Origin of the sequence: Paraburkholderia sp. BCC1885 (genome assembly GCF_900996235.1) — a bacterium.
Taxonomy (GTDB): Bacteria; Pseudomonadota; Gammaproteobacteria; order Burkholderiales; family Burkholderiaceae; genus Paraburkholderia.
Map to the genome: position 1 here is coordinate 22,115 of NZ_CAAJGM010000208.1, position 16,514 is coordinate 38,628.

Below are 16,514 nucleotides of genomic sequence, written 5' to 3' on the forward strand. Positions count from 1 at the left end.
TTCAGCCTTGCCTCACGCCGGAAGACGATGTCCGAATCTGCCTGTCCGTACCGTGTTCATGACCCTGCGATTTTGCCCGTCACACTGGGACGACCCAAGACGTACTGTAGGACACTCCGAAAATTGCTGCATCGATGCTATTCTGTTTGCCGTCAAACGAAGACTGCCTGATTGGCGGCCAGGAAAAAGCGACGGGCAAAGTCGCTCCGACGATCAACGTCCTTTTCAGCCAGTTCGTCCATACACTGACAGATCGCGATGTTCTTTTCTGCTTCGCTGGGCGTCATTTCCGCGGTGCTCCAGTCATTCATTTTCATCGTCTACGACCTTGCGGGGAAGCGTCTTCGCGAACACGGCGTGGCCGCACTCGAGTTGTCGTCCCTGCTGAGGCTCGCACTGCTGCCTTCGTTGTGCCTGCTCGCGGCCACCTGGCAGACGGCCGACATCAAGTTGATCATCGCCAACCGGGCTTCCTTATGGTCCTTTTACGGCTACCTGACGGCTTCATTGCTGTTCCAATGGGTGTACTTCCAATATCTGCACGTTTCCCACTCCCTTGCTGTCGCGAGCGTCACGCGCAACGCGATCGGTCTGCCGCTGCTCATGATATGTGGGGTAGTAATCAACCGAGATAATCCGACGGTGTGGGGAATCGCGGGACTCGGATTCATGATCGCCGCCTCGCTCGTTCGTCCCGGGCGGGCCAGAACCGATTCCAGTCAATACATTGAATCGGCCAGAACCGTCGTCGCGCTTGCTACCGCATTCGTCATCCTGGTGGCAATCAAGGATCCGCTCTATCGTTTCTGGCTGCAAAGATCAGGATCGCTCCTTCTGGCGACGGCGCTGTACATGACTGCGTTCACGGCAGCGCTGAACCTCTACTTCTGGGCTCGTCCACCAAAACGGACGATTACCTGGAAATCCTCGACACCAAAGATACGATGGCTTCTACTCGCCGTCCCCATGCTCTGGTTCGCCGGAACTATTCCGGAGGGCGTTGCATTCGGCCTGTTGCCGGCCTATTCGGCCATCGCGATCGGCAGTGTCGCATGGCTGTTCACGATGGCCAGCGACATTTATTTCGGCCGCCTCGCCATGACGGCAAGATGTGCACTCTTCGGCGGCCTCGTAACACTCGGAGTGTTGCTTCAGATCCTCGATCGAAGCAGCTCGTAACCGGTCGTCACTGCGCCTGTTACCCTGTCGGTGCCGGTTAAGCGGGCTTCTGCATGGCACGGCTTCATGCTAGGTGCCAGCGCCAAAGCACAACACGATAACAACCCATCTCCATGGGTCCATGCCAAACAGGACCAGGAAGAATTGAGCAGCGGCCGGGGAGCGTAAAATTACGTCGGATATGCGCGCCCACGTCGATCGTCATGGAAAGCAGCCGCCGCAGCGCCACATCATCCCAGGTAGCCGCCTCCGGATGCTCCTTCGCCATCAGCGCGAAACGCTCGATTGCAATCGACGCATTCGATGCGTGATAGCTCGTGATCGACCCCGAGTGCCCCGTTGTCAGCAGCTTCAGGAAGTCATACGCTTCACTGCCACGCAGCTCGGCAAGCAGCACGCAATCAGGACGCGTACGCATCGTGCTTGCGATGAGATCCGCCGGTGTCACCCGGGCCTGACCGCGGCCCCCCTTGCTGTAGAGAAGATGAACGCAGTTCTCGATGTGATGGATGGTCGTGCCCCACTGCGCAGTGGAAGAAGCACCCGCCGGGGCTAGTGCGACACCCGCGTTCGCGGCCGCCGTCTGGATAGTCTGCGCGAGTCCGGTTGTTGCCCCCTCGATCACTGTCACCACCTGCGACTGATAGATACCGGCACCCAACGCAAAGGCGAGAATGATGACAACCTTCAGGCCGCGCCATGCAAATGCCGGAACCGACTCATGAGCCTCGCCGCGTACCACCGCGAAGCCATACGCGATGACCCAGATCGTCACGGCTGTCGTCACCACAGGCACCAGCGCACTGGACAGCGCCGACGACACCCTGGTCACATAGGTCAACATGCCGTTCTCGAGCGTGCCGCCGACCGCTGAAAAAAGGCCGCTCATCGCGCCCCCTTCCCGACGTACGCGGAGTACGCGAGGGCAGCGCGTTCAACGCGCCTGAGCCCGCGCGACGCTTCGTCAGTCGCTCATGAAACACCGGCAGCCATGCTGCAGGATCATCGCCAACCTCGGCACGGATCCCGTCGAGCAGCTCGACGTTGTCCGTCGTCCCCGACAGCACGTCGAGCACGTCGCCCAGTCCCGCGAGGTCCAGCCTGCCAATCGCTGAGTGATGGCCCTGCTTGACGAGGAACAGGCGGCTGTTCTCACCCAGGGTACGGACAATATTGAATTCAGCCTCGGTCAACTTGAAGCCATACACGTAGTCGTCGTAATCGGCACGCGGGTTCGGCAGGAAGAAGAACGTCGCGGTCTGCTCGATCAATGCGCGCGCGATGTCGCTGCGCAATACGTCGGCCGGCGACTGCGTATCGAAGATGCCCAGGCCATTCTGCTTGCGGATCGTCTTCTGTTTGTTGTTCGCGAAGTCGGAAAACACCGGGTCACCCAGGCGCTTCCAGAATTCGGTCATCACGTAGACGAAGCGCCGGCCATCGATCAGGCTTTCGGTCAGGTGCAGCAGGTACATCGTGACCGACACACCCAGCCCCTGTGCCCGCGCAATGACCTCACGTTGCGGAAGGTGCAGATAGCCGTGCCTGTCGCGTGGGTCAGGAATCAGCCAGCCACTCAACCTCGCCTGAAGCCACCTGCCCTGTGCCTGCTGCAGCGGCGTGGACTGAACCATGACCGGCAGCAGTCCGATCAGGCGCAGTTGCGAATTGAGCCGCGCGCGGATATTACGGATGCCGTAGGTGCCGTTGATCAGTTCCGCCACGCTGTCGATGCATTCCGGCGAAAGCACGACCGGGCTGACCACTGCATCGACCAGCGCCGCTGCGCACACGGCACGCAGGTCAGGCAACACCGGACAGTCGATCAGGCACACATCGGACCAGGGCGATGCGATCGCGAGGAGGTGACGCAGATTCGCGTAATAGCGCGCCCGGACCGGGTCGTCGCACGAAACCAGGCCCGCGATTTCGCCGGCACACGGCACCTGAATGCTGCCGGTGCGTTCCGTCGCACCCGGACGGCGCCGATCCATTGCCTGGGCATCGCCCGCGACGTCAGCCTGACCGCCCCGGCCCAGCAGTTGTGCGCTGCAGGCAGGCTCGGCAAGATCGAGCACCAGCACCCGCTTGCGCGACACACGTCGCAGGTAATGGGCGAACTGGCAGGTCAGCATGGTCCTGCCGGTGCCACCCTTCGCAGAAACGATCAGAAGTGACTTCATGGTCCATCGTCCTAAGCAACACCCGCTGCTATCGATGGACCTGCGATAAAAAAGAACCCGCGGCGCCGGAGGGGTTGACCGCAGGCTCAACGGGGGATCATTGCACCAGAAAGCGCAAAGCCTGCGAATGCAGGCTTTTGCGATTGCGTCACGGCACACCACGTCGTCGCACAGACATCGATACTGCGGGGCCGCTAACGCGTACTCGGTCGTGCATCGCACGTCGACCGGATCAGATTGTCGACTTCACTGTAGGCAGCAACGGAGCCTCATGCAAGAGGGTCTGGCCGGTCGCAGGAGAACCTGATGTCCACCGTGTTCCACTGCGGTCCACCGTGTTCCTGAATTTTTTTATCCGCATGCTACGTGTCCCCGGATTGACCATGTACCGGAACGCCGGACTCACGGTCAGACCCGCGTCGGCCTGTTCAAGTCGACATCGCCAGGGAGGCATCGATTCCCGCACAAGCATCCAATGCCCTCGCCGTGTTCGCCGAACAGGCTGCGCTGATCACGAACGAAGACTGCAGCCTGCTTTTTGAATGGGTTGAACCTGAATCAACTCCACACGACATCCGGTTCTGCGATTGCCCTACTCCCGCTCGTCCTGGCCTTCCTCGCAGCTGCCCTTCAACTCCTTGATATCCAGCTCCCTGGCCAGCACGCGACGCGCCCCAGACAGTTCCAGTTCGTACAGACTCGCCGGGCGTCGGGGTATGCGTAGCCGGCGGCACACGACCTCACGACTCACGCGCCACAAATAGACCATCCTGAGCATCTCCCGATGCCGAGGTAACAGCCGCTCCCATGCCTGCGTTACGATCAGGGCATCCGCAGGGTCGTACGGCCCTCGGCCAGCGTTCCCCCAGTTCCACAGTCGGGCATCGAATGCCGGCTTGCGATCATTCGTCGGCATGGCCGTCTTCTTCCGGGCCGGGGTCACTTACCATCTTTTCTGCGCGGTATCTGGCGGGATCGGCCAGAAAGACCTTGATGTCCTTGAGCCGCCATCCAACGCTACGCCCGCCTAGCGACACAGACCGCGGAAATCGCCCCACGCGCATACGCTTGGAGATGCTGGATCGAGACAGACCCGTTTCCCGCTCCACCTCACCTCGACGCAGGATTGCCTGCTCGCTTCTCTGCCGCTCGTCCATGTCCGCTCCTGCCGTGGCCGACTCGATACAGCAGGAATTCAAGCAAAGCGAATCCCGGCAGGCAAACCCGCCATTCCGTCAGAGGCACCGTCAGGAGATACCGTCAGGCGGTATCGTCCGGATTCCGGTCATGGTGATGCCGCCGGTCCGCATCTCGGAGTTTCTCCGGCCGGATGGCGGCGGCGTACGTCTGCCCGGTACGCGATGGCTCATGCCCGGGCTGCTCGCGGTAGTTCAGCCTGCGATCGATCGCGCGCGCAACTTCAGTCGACTTCGGCGGATGCCGTTCGTCAAAATCCGCGTAGTAGGTATTCATTGCCTCGATGAGCACCCGGAGCTCACGCGTCAGATACGGCAACGTAATGACCACCGCGTTCGGGGAACTTGAGGAAGCAGTGACGACACCGACATGTGATGTCATCGCATCCTGGTTGGCGTTCCTGGATTCCAGTTCCAGCTCGAGCTTTTCCTTGACCGCCTGATAAAGCGATGCAGTATCGATCAGCGTGTTACGAAGGTGCGCGATCTGCTGCTCACGTACCTTCAACCGCTCAGAGAGTCGACGGACCTCACTCTCCGCCTGTCGTGCGCGAAGCTGCGATCCGCTATCAGATGTGGGCTCTGATGAAACGCTCAGGATGGCCCAAGACTCATTTTGGTTGTTGACGTCTTCCACGATACATCTCTCATGATCTGCCGTGCAGCGTTGCACGGACTTCTCGGTCGGCCTGCTCCCGGCTTGTGGCGCGATGCAGGACAGCGACCAGAGAAAGATCCGCATGTACCCCGTGGTGATGCTCGATTGGTCATGTTGAAAGGAAATGACTGTGACGCAAAATCACTATGTGCATCTCTACATGACAATTGGTATGAATTAAATATACACATATAGGGCGGCGACCTTTATGTGTCAACCATCGTGCGCGACCAATCAAGCATCTTGAAAGCGTCGATTACGGACAAAGGAGTCAATTACGGACGCTGGATCGGCAGCAGCCCAGATTCGGGAATCTCGCGTACCGCCGCGACGAACCGAGTAGTCCATGCGTCGCCATGCTAATTCGAGCGCACCGTAACAAATGCGGTCAGCCCAAGATTGAGCTTGGTCAGATCGCAAAGCACGACCTGCCGATAAATGACTCCACCCTCCTGCAGCTTCTGCAACTGACGCCAGCAAGGTATCGGCGACAGGCTGACGATTTTCGCCAGATCATTAAGCCCGATCGTCGCGTCGTCCTGAAGCAGCGCAAGCAGTTGGGCATCACGTTTGCCCATATCGCCAGAAAGTTAGAAAATATTTTCAATGATGTCCCTCATCCCAGTATTTTTTGGAAGCAAATTCCCCGGCCTTGACGATAGTCTTGCAGCATCAAATGACTTCAATCGAGAGCATGAGCGAACATAGCGACCTGCATTACTTCGACTACGCCGCAACCACCCCGGCCGACCCACGGGTCATCGAGTCGATGTTCGACTGTCTGGGCGCCGATGGCGTGTTTGGCAATCCCGCTTCGAGTTCGCATGCCGCGGGTATTGCCGCACGCGACAAGGTCGAGCACGCGCGACAGCAGGTTGCCGATCTGATCGGCGCAGACGTGCAGGAAATCGTCTGGACATCCGGTGCGACCGAGTCGAACAACCTGACGCTGAAAGGTTATGCCGACATGGCCACGGCGCGCCGGCATCTGGTCACGAGTCAGATCGAGCACAAGGCGATTCTCGATACGATGGCCAGCCTCGAGAAGCGCGGTATGACCGTCACGTACCTTCATCCGGCGGACGGAGGTGAAATTACCGCCGAGGCGGTCGCGCAGGCGATCGGGCCGCAAACAGGTCTGGTGTCCCTGATGCTCGTCAATAACGAGATCGGCACGCTGACCGACATTGCCACCATCGCCCCCATCGTTCACGCAGCAGGCGCGCTGCTGCACGTCGACGCCGCGCAGGCACTCGGCAAGACGCCGATCAATGTCAAGGCGCTCGGCATCGATTTGATGTCCATGTCCGCGCACAAGCTGTACGGACCGAAAGGCATCGGCGCCTTGTACGTCAGCCGCGAGGTCGCCGAACGAATTGCACCGCAGATGCATGGCGGCGGTCATGAGCTCGGCCTGCGGTCGGGCACGCTTGCGACGCACCAGATCGTCGGCATGGGCGTGGCGTGCGAGCTGGCTGCGGAAAAAATGGCCAGCGACAACGAACGGATTGCGGGACTGAGCGAGTACCTGCTGGATGCCGTACTGGCGCTTGGGGATATCACGCAGAATGCGCGCCTTGCGCGCCGCATTCCCCACACGCTGAGCCTGACCGTTAATTTGCCCGGTTTCCAGACGACCATGCTTGGCGAGAAACTGGCGGTGTCGTCGACTTCGGCATGTAACTCGGCCGCGGGCAAGCCTTCCCATGTCCTGACCTCGATCGGCCTCGATGCCAATGCCGCCGGCCGTACCGTCCGTCTGAGTTTTGGCCGTTATACCGCCCGGGAGAACGTCGACTACGCAATCGAATGTTTTCGGCACGCTGTGGAGACCTGCCGTTCGAAGGCCGTCGGCACAAGGATCTCTCCCGAATTTGCGATCGCACCTCAATTGACGCTCGACGATCTCCAGGCTGTACGCAATCAGGGTTTCAGGACCATTATCTGCAACCGGCCGGATGGCGAAGAGCCGGGGCAGCCGACGTTTTCCGATATTGCAGAAGCCGCTGGCCGGCTCGGCATCGAGGCGCGCTATCTCCCGGTTGTGAGTGGCAAGATCGGCGAGGACGATCTCGCCTCGTTTGCGGGGTACATCGAGAGTTTGCCCGCGCCTGTGCTGGCCTATTGCAGCACGGGAACCCGGTCCGGAATGCTCTGGAACATGTCGGAACCACGGCGGAAATGACGACCGGGCAGTCAAATCCAGATCGAAGGCGTCCAATGAGCACGGCATCAAGCATGTTGGTTGAAGGTTTTTTCGACCCGGCAACCAGCACCGTCAGCTACATCCTGCTCGATACGGCGAGCCGCGACTGCGCACTGATCGACAGCGTACTCGACTACGATCCGAAGTCGGGACGAACGCGTACCGAAAGCGCGGACCGCCTGATCATGCGTGTGACCGAGCTAGGCGCGACCGCACGCTGGTTGCTGGAAACGCATGTCCATGCGGACCATCTTTCGGCGGCGCAGTATCTGAAGTCGCGCGTGGGTGGCTCGATTGCGATCGGCGCCCGGGTACGGCGCGTGCAGGACGTCTTTGGCGGGATGTTCAACATCGGGCACGGGATTTTTACCAGCAGTTGTCCGTTCGACCGGTTGCTCGATGACGGCGATACCTTGCCTCTTGGCACCTTGTCGATTCGCGCCCTCGATACGCCAGGCCATACCCCTGCCTGTATGACTTATGTCGGTGACGATGGTGATGAACGCGTGGCATTTGTTGGCGACACGCTATTCATGCCTGATTACGGTACAGCGCGCTGCGATTTTCCAGGTGGAGACGCACGTGCACTGTACAGATCAATTATGCGAGTACTAGACCTCCCGCCCGACACACGCCTCTACACATGCCACGACTACCAGCCTGGCGGGCGCGACGTGGCATACATGAGCACGGTCGCCGAGCAGAGACTCGCGAACGTGCATGTACGCGATGGCGTTACCGAAGACGGTTTCGTTGCGATGCGCAGCGCGCGCGACGCGACCCTCGACATGCCGGTGCTGATGTTGCCGTCGGTGCAGGTCAATATCTGCGCGGGACATTTACCCGACCCCGAAGGCAATGGCGTGCGCTATCTGAAGATTCCGCTCGACGCGATCTGAACGGTTACGACGCTTGAATAACCTATGCTGATCTCCTTGATACTCGGCAGCTTAGTCGGCGCAGTACTTGGATTGACCGGTGCAGGAGGCGGTATTCTCGCTGTCCCGGTCCTTGTCATCGGCATGGGGTTGCCCATGCAGCAAGCGACACCGGTGGCACTTATCGCGGTTGCGGGCAGCGCGGCAATTGGAGCACTGGAAGGGTTTCGCCAGGGACTGGTCCGCTATCGCGCGGCTCTTCTGATGGCAGTGGCCGGCGTGCCGCTCACGTCGCTTGGCGTGAAGCTCGCGCATATTCTGCCGCAACGGGTATTGCTCACGCTATTCGCTCTGACGATGCTTGTCGTCGCGGGTCGATTGTTGCGGCAAGCATTGGGTGCAAAGCGCGGTGTAGCGCGCACCTCGTCATTGTGGGTGGGCCGGGTCAATCCAGAGACTGGGAGATTGGTATGGTCCTGGCGGGTAGGTCTGGCGCTCGCATCGACGGGTGCGGTAACAGGTTTGCTGACCGGACTGCTCGGTGTCGGAGGGGGCTTTGTGATTGTTCCCATGCTCCGCAAATTCACCGACGTGTCGATGCACGGTATTGTTGCGACGTCGCTCATGGTAATTGCGCTTGTGGGCACCTGCGGGATGCTTGTCGCGCTGGCCGCCGGAGCGCGGACACCGTTTGAGTTGACGCTATGGTTTAGCGCGACGACGGCGCTTGGGATGGCAGGCGGGCGTTGCGCATCACGCTCTCTCTCCGCTCGCCACGTACAGATCGTGTTTGGATCAGCGCTCGTGTGCGTCGCGCTTGGTCTGCTTGTGAAGGCGAGACTTGGAGCCTGATGGCTCAATGCTCAATTCCGGCGCGTGTCAGGAATACTTTTCTGAGACGGCTGAAGTTCTAGTCGCGTTGCGCCTGGCAAATGGGAGTGTCTGAATTTTTGTGTGCAAGGCAGATAAAAGCCTGCCGTCTGGCAGGTCGTCAATTGCATTCTACAAATGAATCCTGGTGAAGCGATCCTCGTAGAGGATCGCGAACTGGTTCATCGCGGCCTTCCAGTCGTGAGCCGCCCGGCTCCAGTCAGCCGTGATATTACGTAACGCCAGCCACAGCAATTTGGTCGCGGCCTCGTCCGTCGGGAAGTGGCCACGTGTCTTGACGATCTTGCGCAGCTGGGCATTTACACTTTCAATGGCATTCGTAACCGGCATGATATAGCCGGTGCCTCACGGTCCCGCGCCGTGCATTTCTGGCGTATGGTGTGACCATCCGGGACAAGGGGCACCGGGGAGCACTTCGGGTGGGCAGGCCGTTGTTATACGATGAGCCGCGAGCTCGTGTTAGTAGTTGGCCGCCCCTGCGACCCGCCCGGTTGCGCTGCGAGCGCGAATCCGTAGTTGTCGTGCTGTCCCACCGGCTCCCAACATTCATCTGAATGGGAGAACGGTTATGCGAATCGTAGGACTGGATGTTTCGCGCTCCGTGGCCGAGATCGCGTATCTGGAGGACGGCGTGCTGCATGCTGGTGGCCGTGCCGGGCTCAGACGCGACGAACTGGAGCGCTTTGCCGCAAGCCTGCGCAGCACCGATCATGTGGTGCTCGAAGCGACGGGCAATACCGCCGCCATCGTCAACGTACTGCGCCCTCGCGTCGCGCGTGTCGCAATTGCGAATCCACTGCTGGTACGGCTCATCGCCGAGGCACGCGTCAAGACGGACAAGATTGATGCGGCAGTGCTGGCCCAACTGTACGCAAGCCATTTCCTGCCGGAAGTCTGGATGCCCGACGAGAGCACCCTGGCGCTACGCCGACAGGTCTCGCGCCGGTCACAACTCGTGCGGCAACGCACGAGGCTGAAGAACGAAGTTCATGCGGTGCTGGCTGCGCATCTGATCGAGCGGTGCCCCGCTACTGATCTGTTCGGCAGGAAGGGACGCGTATGGCTCACGGCCCAACCGCTGCCGATGGACGAGCGTCTGGGCGTCGAGCAACGCTTGCGGGAGCTGGACCGTCTTGGGGAGGATCTGCACGAGGTCGACAAGGCCCTGGCGCAAGCCAGTATCGGCGACGAGCGGTTGCGCAGGCTGCTGACCATCACCGGCGTCAATGCCACTGTGGCAATCGGCCTGCTGTCGGCAATCCGCGCCGTTGAACGGTTTCCCAATCCGGAGAAGCTGGTGAGCTACTTCGGGCTGAACCCGTCGGTCTATCAGTCGGGCCCAACGCCCGCCAGGCACGGTCACATCACCAAGCGGGGACGTTCGTACGCGCGAGGATTGCTCGTCGAGGCAGCCTGGGGCGCAGCACAGGCGCCCGGCCCTCTGCGCGCTTTCTTCCTGCGCGTACGCGACCGTCGCGGCCAGCAGGTCGCCATTGTCGCGACGGCACGCAAACTGGCGGTCATCGTGTGGTACGTGCTCACGCGCAATGAGCCGTTCGCCTGGGATCGTCCAGCCCTGACCGCACACAAGCTGCGCGCCCTGGAGTTGCAGTCCGGCATGCCGGCACAACACGGCTCGCGCAAAGGATCGGCTGCCGCTTACAGCCTGAAGAGCGTACGCGACCAGGAACGGGCCATAGCCGAGCAGGCCGAGCGCACCTATCAACGCCTGTTCTCACGATGGAAGCAGACGCGTCCCAACAAACGCGAGGTACCACTGGTGTGGCCGGGAACGCCGACCTCATAAAAATATCAAGCAGGGGCTTGTCGATTTCATCCGTGGTGTAAATCACTTTGCGCACCGCAGGCGGAAACGCAAAGAAGGGAATCACGCGATCCCAGGCCCGACGCCAGGCGGCTACTACCGTCGGGAATCGCTTACCCCATTCGCCCTGTTCGAACGCGTCCAGTTCGGCTTGTGCGGCTTCAGCCCCTGCAGCTGTGTAGATCGGTTTGATGGCAGCCGCCAGCCCCCTTCGATCCTTCCAGCTCGCGTAGTCCAGCGAGTTGCGGATCAGGTGCACGATGCACGTCTGCAGGGTGGTGGCTGGAAACACCGCACCCAGCGCTTCAGGCATGCCCTTCAGTCCATCGGTGACCGCGATCAGGATGTCCTGCACGCCACGCACCTTCAGGTCGCTGAACACCTTCATCCAGAACTTCGCGCCTTCCGTATTCTCGATCCACAGCCCCAGGATGTCCCGTGTGCCGTCAGGCAGGATGCCCAGCGCCAGATAGATCGCCTTGTTGCGCACCAGTCCTTCCTCGCGGATCTTCACGCGCAGTGCGTCGAAGAACACCACCGGGTACATCGGCTCGAGCGGGCGTGCCTGCCAGGCACCCACCTCGTCCATCACCGCATCGGTCACCGAGCTGATGAATTCCGGTGACACTTCCGTACCGTACTGCTCGACCAGAAACCCCTGGATCTCGCGCACCGTCATGCCGCGCGCGTACATCGCGATGATCTTGTCGTCAAAGCCCGTAAAACGCCGCTCGTGCTTCGGAATCAGGATCGGGGCAAAGCTGCCGTCGCGGTCGCGCGGTATCTCCAGGCGTAGCGGACCGTCGTCGGTCAGCACCGTCTTGCCGCTCTTGCCGTTGCGCTGGTTGGTCGCATCTTCGGGCCGCACGGCGCCGGCCGGATAGCCCAGATGGTGTCCGAGTTCGGCACCCAGTGCGCGCTCGATCAGTGCCTTCTTGAACGCGGCTGAAGCGGCGTGCACCGCCTCGGCCGTCATCGGCCCCTTCACGAACTGGTCAATCAATTCCTTCGGAATCGACGGCAACGCCGTCTGGGCCTCGGTGGCCGTCTTCGGTTTGCGTGGCATACATGCTCCTTGAGCTACATGTTATGCCTTACACACAAAATTTATGACAGGCCCTGGCAAATTCATAGGCTTCGCGGCAACTACCACTATCGCTCGATGCATAGCCGTCACCACAGGCATTCGTCGCACAAAATCGGCGATGCTCTTCGCCAACCATCGATCATCAGCGTTAGACGATTCGGCCAGAATGACTCCCACCGCACACCCTTCGGACAAAGTAGGCAGATATACATCGAATGCCGCCGATCAATCAGGGCCCGGCCGCGACCTCCCGCGAATCTCCACACCTCACACACATACTCGCCATGTCGGATGGTCGCCGACACACTACGTCATACGAGAACAAAAGATGCCGACAGATCAGGCCGACTGGGTTGCCGGTTGATGCGCGGGATCTGCCGCTTGCCCGTCGAGTACCGGATCTTGTGGCGCTTCACCACCGTACTGAGCGGTCCACAACCGCGAATACACGCCATCGCGTTTCAGCAGCGTCGCATGGCTGCCGTCCTCGACGATGCGCCCGTTGTCGAACACCAGGATGCGATCAAGATGTGCGATCGTGGACAGACGGTGCGCGATGACGATCACGGTACGCGCCCCGGACAGGTCGTCGATGGTTTCCTGGATCGCACGCTCGGTCACCGAATCGAGGCTCGAAGTGGCTTCGTCAAGGATCAGGATCGGCGCATTCTTGGCGATCACGCGCGCAATCGCGATACGCTGGCGCTGGCCCCCCGACAGGGTCACGCCCCGCTCGCCGACCAACGAATCGTAGTTCTGGTCCAGCGACTGGATGAAACCGTCGGCATGCGAGCGCCGCGCGGCATCCCGAATGACAGCATCCGATGCCTCGATATCGCCGTAGCCGATGTTCTCGGCCAGACTCCGGTGAAACAAGCCCGGGTCCTGCGGAATCAGTCCGATCTGCTCACGTAAGGAGTCCTGTGTGACGTGGCGGATATCCTGTCCATCGATCTCGATTCTGCCGGACTGCAGGTCGTACAGACGCAGGATAAGATTGATCAGCGTCGATTTTCCTGAACCAGAGAATCCCACCAAACCCACTCGCTGACCTGCCTCGATAGTCAGGTTCAAATGCTGGAAGATCGGCCTTTCCGGCTTGTAGCCGAAACTCACGTCGCGCAGAACGACCCTGCCCTCTTTGATGACAGCCGCCTTGGCATCAAGCCTGTCCGTGACTTCGATCGGCCGGACAATAGTCCGCACACCGTTTTCGACGTTGCCAGCAAACTCGAAAAATTCCAGGAAGCGGCGGCTCAGATTGCGCGTGTCACTGATCACGAGCAGCGACAGACTGGTCGCCGTCACGAATCCGCCAACCCCGATATGACCGTCGCGCCACAGCGTCACGGAGAAATAAAGTGTGGCGATCTTCAGCAGCATTGCCGCCAGAAACTGGAACCAGCGCACCAGTTCCATACGCCAGCCGCTCGCATGGGAAATCCGCATCTCGCGATCAAGGAAACGGCCAAGATACGAGATTTCGTACGTGAAGCGTGAGAACAGTCGCACGCTCGCGAGATTCGATACCACATCGACAATCTTGCCATTGGTTTCGCTGCGTGCCGCCGCGCTTTTCCGTGCATAAGGCTGGCAACGCTTCGCGAGGAAATAGGAAATCGCGACGAATACGATCGACCAGCCCAGCATCAGGACCGCGAGGGCGATCGAGGTGTGATACAGCAACACGGTCGACACACTCAGGGTCACGAAAATCGGCAGGAAATCAAACAGCACCGCCCACAGCGTCTGGCTCACGCCCATGCTCGTTTCCGAGATCCGATGTGCAAGCGATCCCGCAAAATGATTGCTGAAGAAACGGTGCGAATGGTTCTGAAGATACGCGTACATATCGCTAGCCACCGCTGCGCGTAAACGCGGGCCCACCCATATCTGGCAGGCGCCGCCGACACGCGCGAACACGACCTCACCAAACGCGAGTGCGCAGAACAATGCAAGAGGGCCATGCAGGATCTGCGAGAACAGATCCTGCGTCGCGTGTGCGCCGAGCGGCGTGAGCACATGAGAGACCGTCTTCACAATCGTTCCAATTGCATAAGGAATCAGAATGGACGTCGCGGCCGCACCAATTTCAACCAGCACGATAATCGTGTACCAGATGCGGAAACGCCATACGAAATGAAGAATGAAGCGAAACGGCTCACTCGGTAACGGCGGCGTGTTCTGCGTAAATAAATTCTGACCTGCCATCCCGGATATCTGCCTTCTGGTCGCTGAAGCGAAATATAAAAAATGAAGTGTACGGTTCCGAAACGATCGAACCGCGCCGGGCGGCGTCAGTCGGTACCATTGCCATGCCGGGATATTTTTCAGACGATTCCCGTGCAAGCCCTCTACGCAAATCACCACCGATCCTCAGTAAATGCATGGCCAGAACGCCACACCAAAAGCCGCAGGCCGCGTGTATCAGGAACAACATGCTGTCGTCTCCATAGGACAAACGCCCTCAACCGGACAAGGCCCGCCATATGACCGCGCGGCTCGCCATCAGGCGAATGCCGCCAACATCGAAACCGCGCTCCATCGCAGTGAGTCTACGAGTCCATATAGAAAAAATGTTTCCAATCTTCGCAGGCATATCAGTCGGTATGGGAAAATAATTGCAGAAACGAAGCCTCTACGGAAAACGCATCCGCCACATGTGTCATCGCCCGCTTAAGCGGGCGACAAAAGAGGTCCATCTCACAAGGCGGATAGGGTTCAGCCGGCAGCGATCCGGATCAGATAGTCGGTGTGATAGGTCACCGTCACGGGAAGCGTTTGAGCGATCTGCCTGATGGCAGCATTAGCGTCATCCAGCAGGAATAGTCCGCTCACTTTCAACGCGGCTGCGTCGTCCGACAGCAGGATCAGCCCTCGAAAATACGGCTTGAGCGCGCCGATGACTTCACTCAGCGGCCGATTCACGGCCGTTACATAACCATTGGTCCAGGTGATTTCCGCATCGGCCTGGACGGTATCGAGCAGGCACACGGACTCGCGCCGCATCCGCGCGACTGAACCTTCGCGGACAATCAGGGAATCGCCCGACGCCGATTGCACGCGTACTTTCGAATGCGTGACGGCAACGGTGCTTCCAGCGTCAGACAGGCGTACACAAAACGCCGTACCCAATGCACAGGCAGATCCATCGCGCGTATAGACGACCAATGGGCGATCAACATCCTGCGCCACCTGCACAAACAGCTGACCGCGCAGCAGTCTGACTGCCCGCTCGGTCGAGCTGGAATTGACATCAACGGCGGAGTGGGCGTCCAGCATCATCGTCGACCCGTCAGCCAGCGCGACATGTTGCCGGCGGCCGATGCCTGTCGCGAAATCAGGATCAAGCGAATCGAGCAGGCCAGTCTGCCTGACGAGGTAAGCGGCGAATCCGATAGTGACTATCGCGCCCAACGAGCCTTGCAGCAATTTGCGGCGTGACTCGTTGGGCGCCGTCAGCACCTTACGCGCCACCGCGCCACCGCGTTCTCGCACGGTGGCGAAAAGATGTAGCTGTTGCTCGACGTTTTCCCATGCACGTCGATGTAGCGGGTCGGCACCGCGCCAGCTTTCGAACTGGCGCAAATCTTCGTCGCTCGATGTCCCGGCAGACAGGCGCACGGCCCACTCGATAGCGGCACGATGCGCGATATCTGTTGTCTCTGACTGCTTCATGAAGATTGCACTTGAAGACAATGCGTCAATGCCTTCGTCATGTATTGACCCACCATGCTGATGGACACGCCGAGTTTAGTCGCAATCTCCGCGTACGTCATTCCCTCAAGCTGGCTGTAGATGAATGCGAGCTTCACTTTAGAGGGCAGCCCGGAGAGTCGCCTGTCAATCTCAATCAGCATCTGCAACATCTGATACTTTTCTTCTTCCGACTGGACGGCATGCTCCGGTACGTGCGCAAGTTCGCGCAGGTAAGCATTTTCGAGGTCGCGACGACGCCAGAAATCGAACACAAGCCGTTGGGAGATAGTCGTGAGCAGCGCCCTCGGCTCACGCACCGTCTGCGTGTCCTGCATCGAAACGAGTTGAACGAACGCCTCCGAGCTCAAGTCTTCGGCGACAAACTGGCATCCGGTCTTTCGCCATAGCCGTGCTTTCAGCCAGCCATAACTACGCCGAAATTCTTCGCCGAGCAGCCGCGACGCGTCGCTAGCTGTCGTGCTGAACTCGCCCTGTCCCTGCTGCGCATTTCCCATACATCGTCCATATCCTGCCGTGCAAGACCGCCGAGACCCGAACCCAAACGCCTGTCGAACGACACCATTCCAGTCGCACCTGCGAGTAAAAATAGCATTTCAAAATATATCCGTAAGCCAATTTTTTCACGGATAGATATGTGAAAAACAACGGTTCGTTCGCGGCAACCTTCGGAAATACAGCACCGGATGCATTT

13 protein-coding genes and 6 pseudogenes are annotated in these 16,514 nt (G+C 59.7%); 5 read left to right on the forward strand and 14 right to left on the reverse strand.

The window, feature by feature from the left end:
• Positions 1-258: 258 nt before the first annotated feature.
• The gene (locus tag FQ755_RS18520) at positions 259-1,179 is read left to right on the forward strand and encodes a hypothetical protein (RefSeq protein WP_144156287.1); all 921 of its coding nucleotides are present in this window, start codon (positions 259-261) and stop codon (positions 1,177-1,179) included.
• 178 nt (positions 1,180-1,357) lie between these two features.
• On the opposite strand, the pseudogene FQ755_RS38725 reads toward FQ755_RS18520, so the two are convergent.
• From FQ755_RS38725 to FQ755_RS18555, 7 genes and pseudogenes are all read right to left on the reverse strand, one after another.
• A pseudogene (locus FQ755_RS38725) lies at positions 1,358-2,068 on the reverse strand (ATPase, T2SS/T4P/T4SS family); the annotation flags it as partial.
• Between the two features lie 25 nt (positions 2,069-2,093).
• A pseudogene (locus FQ755_RS38730) lies at positions 2,094-2,663 on the reverse strand (VirB4 family type IV secretion/conjugal transfer ATPase); the annotation flags it as partial.
• Positions 2,664-2,792: 129 nt separating this feature from the next.
• Positions 2,793-3,362 (reverse strand): annotated as a pseudogene (locus FQ755_RS38735) (ParA family protein); the annotation flags it as partial.
• Positions 3,363-3,954: 592 nt separating this feature from the next.
• A complete protein-coding gene (locus FQ755_RS18540; protein WP_144156289.1) occupies positions 3,955-4,278 on the reverse strand; it encodes a hypothetical protein in 324 nt (107 codons plus the stop codon).
• A complete protein-coding gene (locus FQ755_RS18545; RefSeq protein ID WP_144156290.1) occupies positions 4,265-4,519 on the reverse strand; it encodes a helix-turn-helix transcriptional regulator in 255 nt (84 codons plus the stop codon). Before FQ755_RS18545 ends, FQ755_RS18540 begins: the two co-directional genes overlap by 14 nt.
• A 103-nt stretch (positions 4,520-4,622) precedes the next feature.
• The gene (locus FQ755_RS18550; RefSeq protein WP_144156291.1) at positions 4,623-5,195 is read right to left on the reverse strand and encodes a hypothetical protein; all 573 of its coding nucleotides are present in this window, start codon (positions 5,193-5,195) and stop codon (positions 4,623-4,625) included.
• Positions 5,196-5,575: 380 nt separating this feature from the next.
• Positions 5,576-5,794 carry an Lrp/AsnC family transcriptional regulator gene (locus FQ755_RS18555; RefSeq protein ID WP_260858694.1) on the reverse strand — a complete coding sequence of 73 codons (219 nt, stop codon included), beginning with the start codon at positions 5,792-5,794 and terminating at the stop codon, positions 5,576-5,578.
• A 116-nt stretch (positions 5,795-5,910) separates the two neighbouring features.
• Here FQ755_RS18555 and FQ755_RS18560 point away from each other — a divergent pair, with 116 nt between their 5' ends.
• From FQ755_RS18560 to FQ755_RS18570, 3 genes are read left to right on the forward strand one after another with little or no spacing between them, the layout of a single operon-like run.
• Complete coding sequence (locus FQ755_RS18560; protein WP_144157010.1) at positions 5,911-7,401, forward strand: aminotransferase class V-fold PLP-dependent enzyme; 1,491 nt, start codon at positions 5,911-5,913, stop codon at positions 7,399-7,401.
• A 53-nt stretch (positions 7,402-7,454) separates the two neighbouring features.
• Positions 7,455-8,321 carry an MBL fold metallo-hydrolase gene (locus tag FQ755_RS18565; protein WP_409937527.1) on the forward strand — a complete coding sequence of 289 codons (867 nt, stop codon included), beginning with the start codon at positions 7,455-7,457 and terminating at the stop codon, positions 8,319-8,321.
• 24 nt (positions 8,322-8,345) lie between these two features.
• Positions 8,346-9,152 (forward strand): sulfite exporter TauE/SafE family protein, encoded by an 807-nt coding sequence (locus FQ755_RS18570; protein WP_144156293.1) that lies wholly within the window; start codon positions 8,346-8,348, stop codon positions 9,150-9,152.
• Between the two features lie 150 nt (positions 9,153-9,302).
• Here the strand turns inward: FQ755_RS18570 and FQ755_RS18575 are convergent.
• Positions 9,303-9,524 (reverse strand): annotated as a pseudogene (locus FQ755_RS18575) (transposase); the annotation flags it as partial.
• A 235-nt stretch (positions 9,525-9,759) separates the two neighbouring features.
• Between FQ755_RS18575 and FQ755_RS18585 the strand changes: the two are divergent.
• Positions 9,760-10,998 carry an IS110 family transposase gene (locus tag FQ755_RS18585; protein WP_144156294.1) on the forward strand — a complete coding sequence of 413 codons (1,239 nt, stop codon included), beginning with the start codon at positions 9,760-9,762 and terminating at the stop codon, positions 10,996-10,998.
• Between the two features lie 21 nt (positions 10,999-11,019).
• Here FQ755_RS18585 and FQ755_RS18590 read toward each other — a convergent pair.
• The 6 genes and pseudogenes from FQ755_RS18590 to FQ755_RS18605 all read right to left on the reverse strand — a co-directional run.
• Positions 11,020-12,082 (reverse strand): annotated as a pseudogene (locus FQ755_RS18590) (IS256 family transposase); the annotation flags it as partial.
• A 360-nt stretch (positions 12,083-12,442) separates the two neighbouring features.
• A complete protein-coding gene (locus FQ755_RS18595; protein WP_144156295.1) occupies positions 12,443-14,314 on the reverse strand; it encodes an ABC transporter ATP-binding protein in 1,872 nt (623 codons plus the stop codon).
• Positions 14,265-14,543, reverse strand: coding sequence for a hypothetical protein (locus FQ755_RS37475; RefSeq protein WP_186308583.1), 279 nt, complete (start codon positions 14,541-14,543; stop codon positions 14,265-14,267). Before FQ755_RS37475 ends, FQ755_RS18595 begins: the two co-directional genes overlap by 50 nt.
• Positions 14,544-14,824: 281 nt before the next feature.
• On the reverse strand, positions 14,825-15,568 hold the full coding sequence (locus tag FQ755_RS18600) for a FecR family protein (protein WP_260858695.1): 744 nt from the start codon (positions 15,566-15,568) through the stop codon (positions 14,825-14,827).
• A gap of 66 nt (positions 15,569-15,634) precedes the next feature.
• A pseudogene (locus tag FQ755_RS38740) lies at positions 15,635-15,781 on the reverse strand (FecR/PupR family sigma factor regulator); the annotation flags it as partial.
• On the reverse strand, positions 15,778-16,317 hold the full coding sequence (locus FQ755_RS18605; RefSeq protein WP_144156297.1) for a sigma-70 family RNA polymerase sigma factor: 540 nt from the start codon (positions 16,315-16,317) through the stop codon (positions 15,778-15,780). The pseudogene FQ755_RS38740 and the gene FQ755_RS18605, both read right to left, overlap by 4 nt.
• Positions 16,318-16,514: the final 197 nt, after the last annotated feature.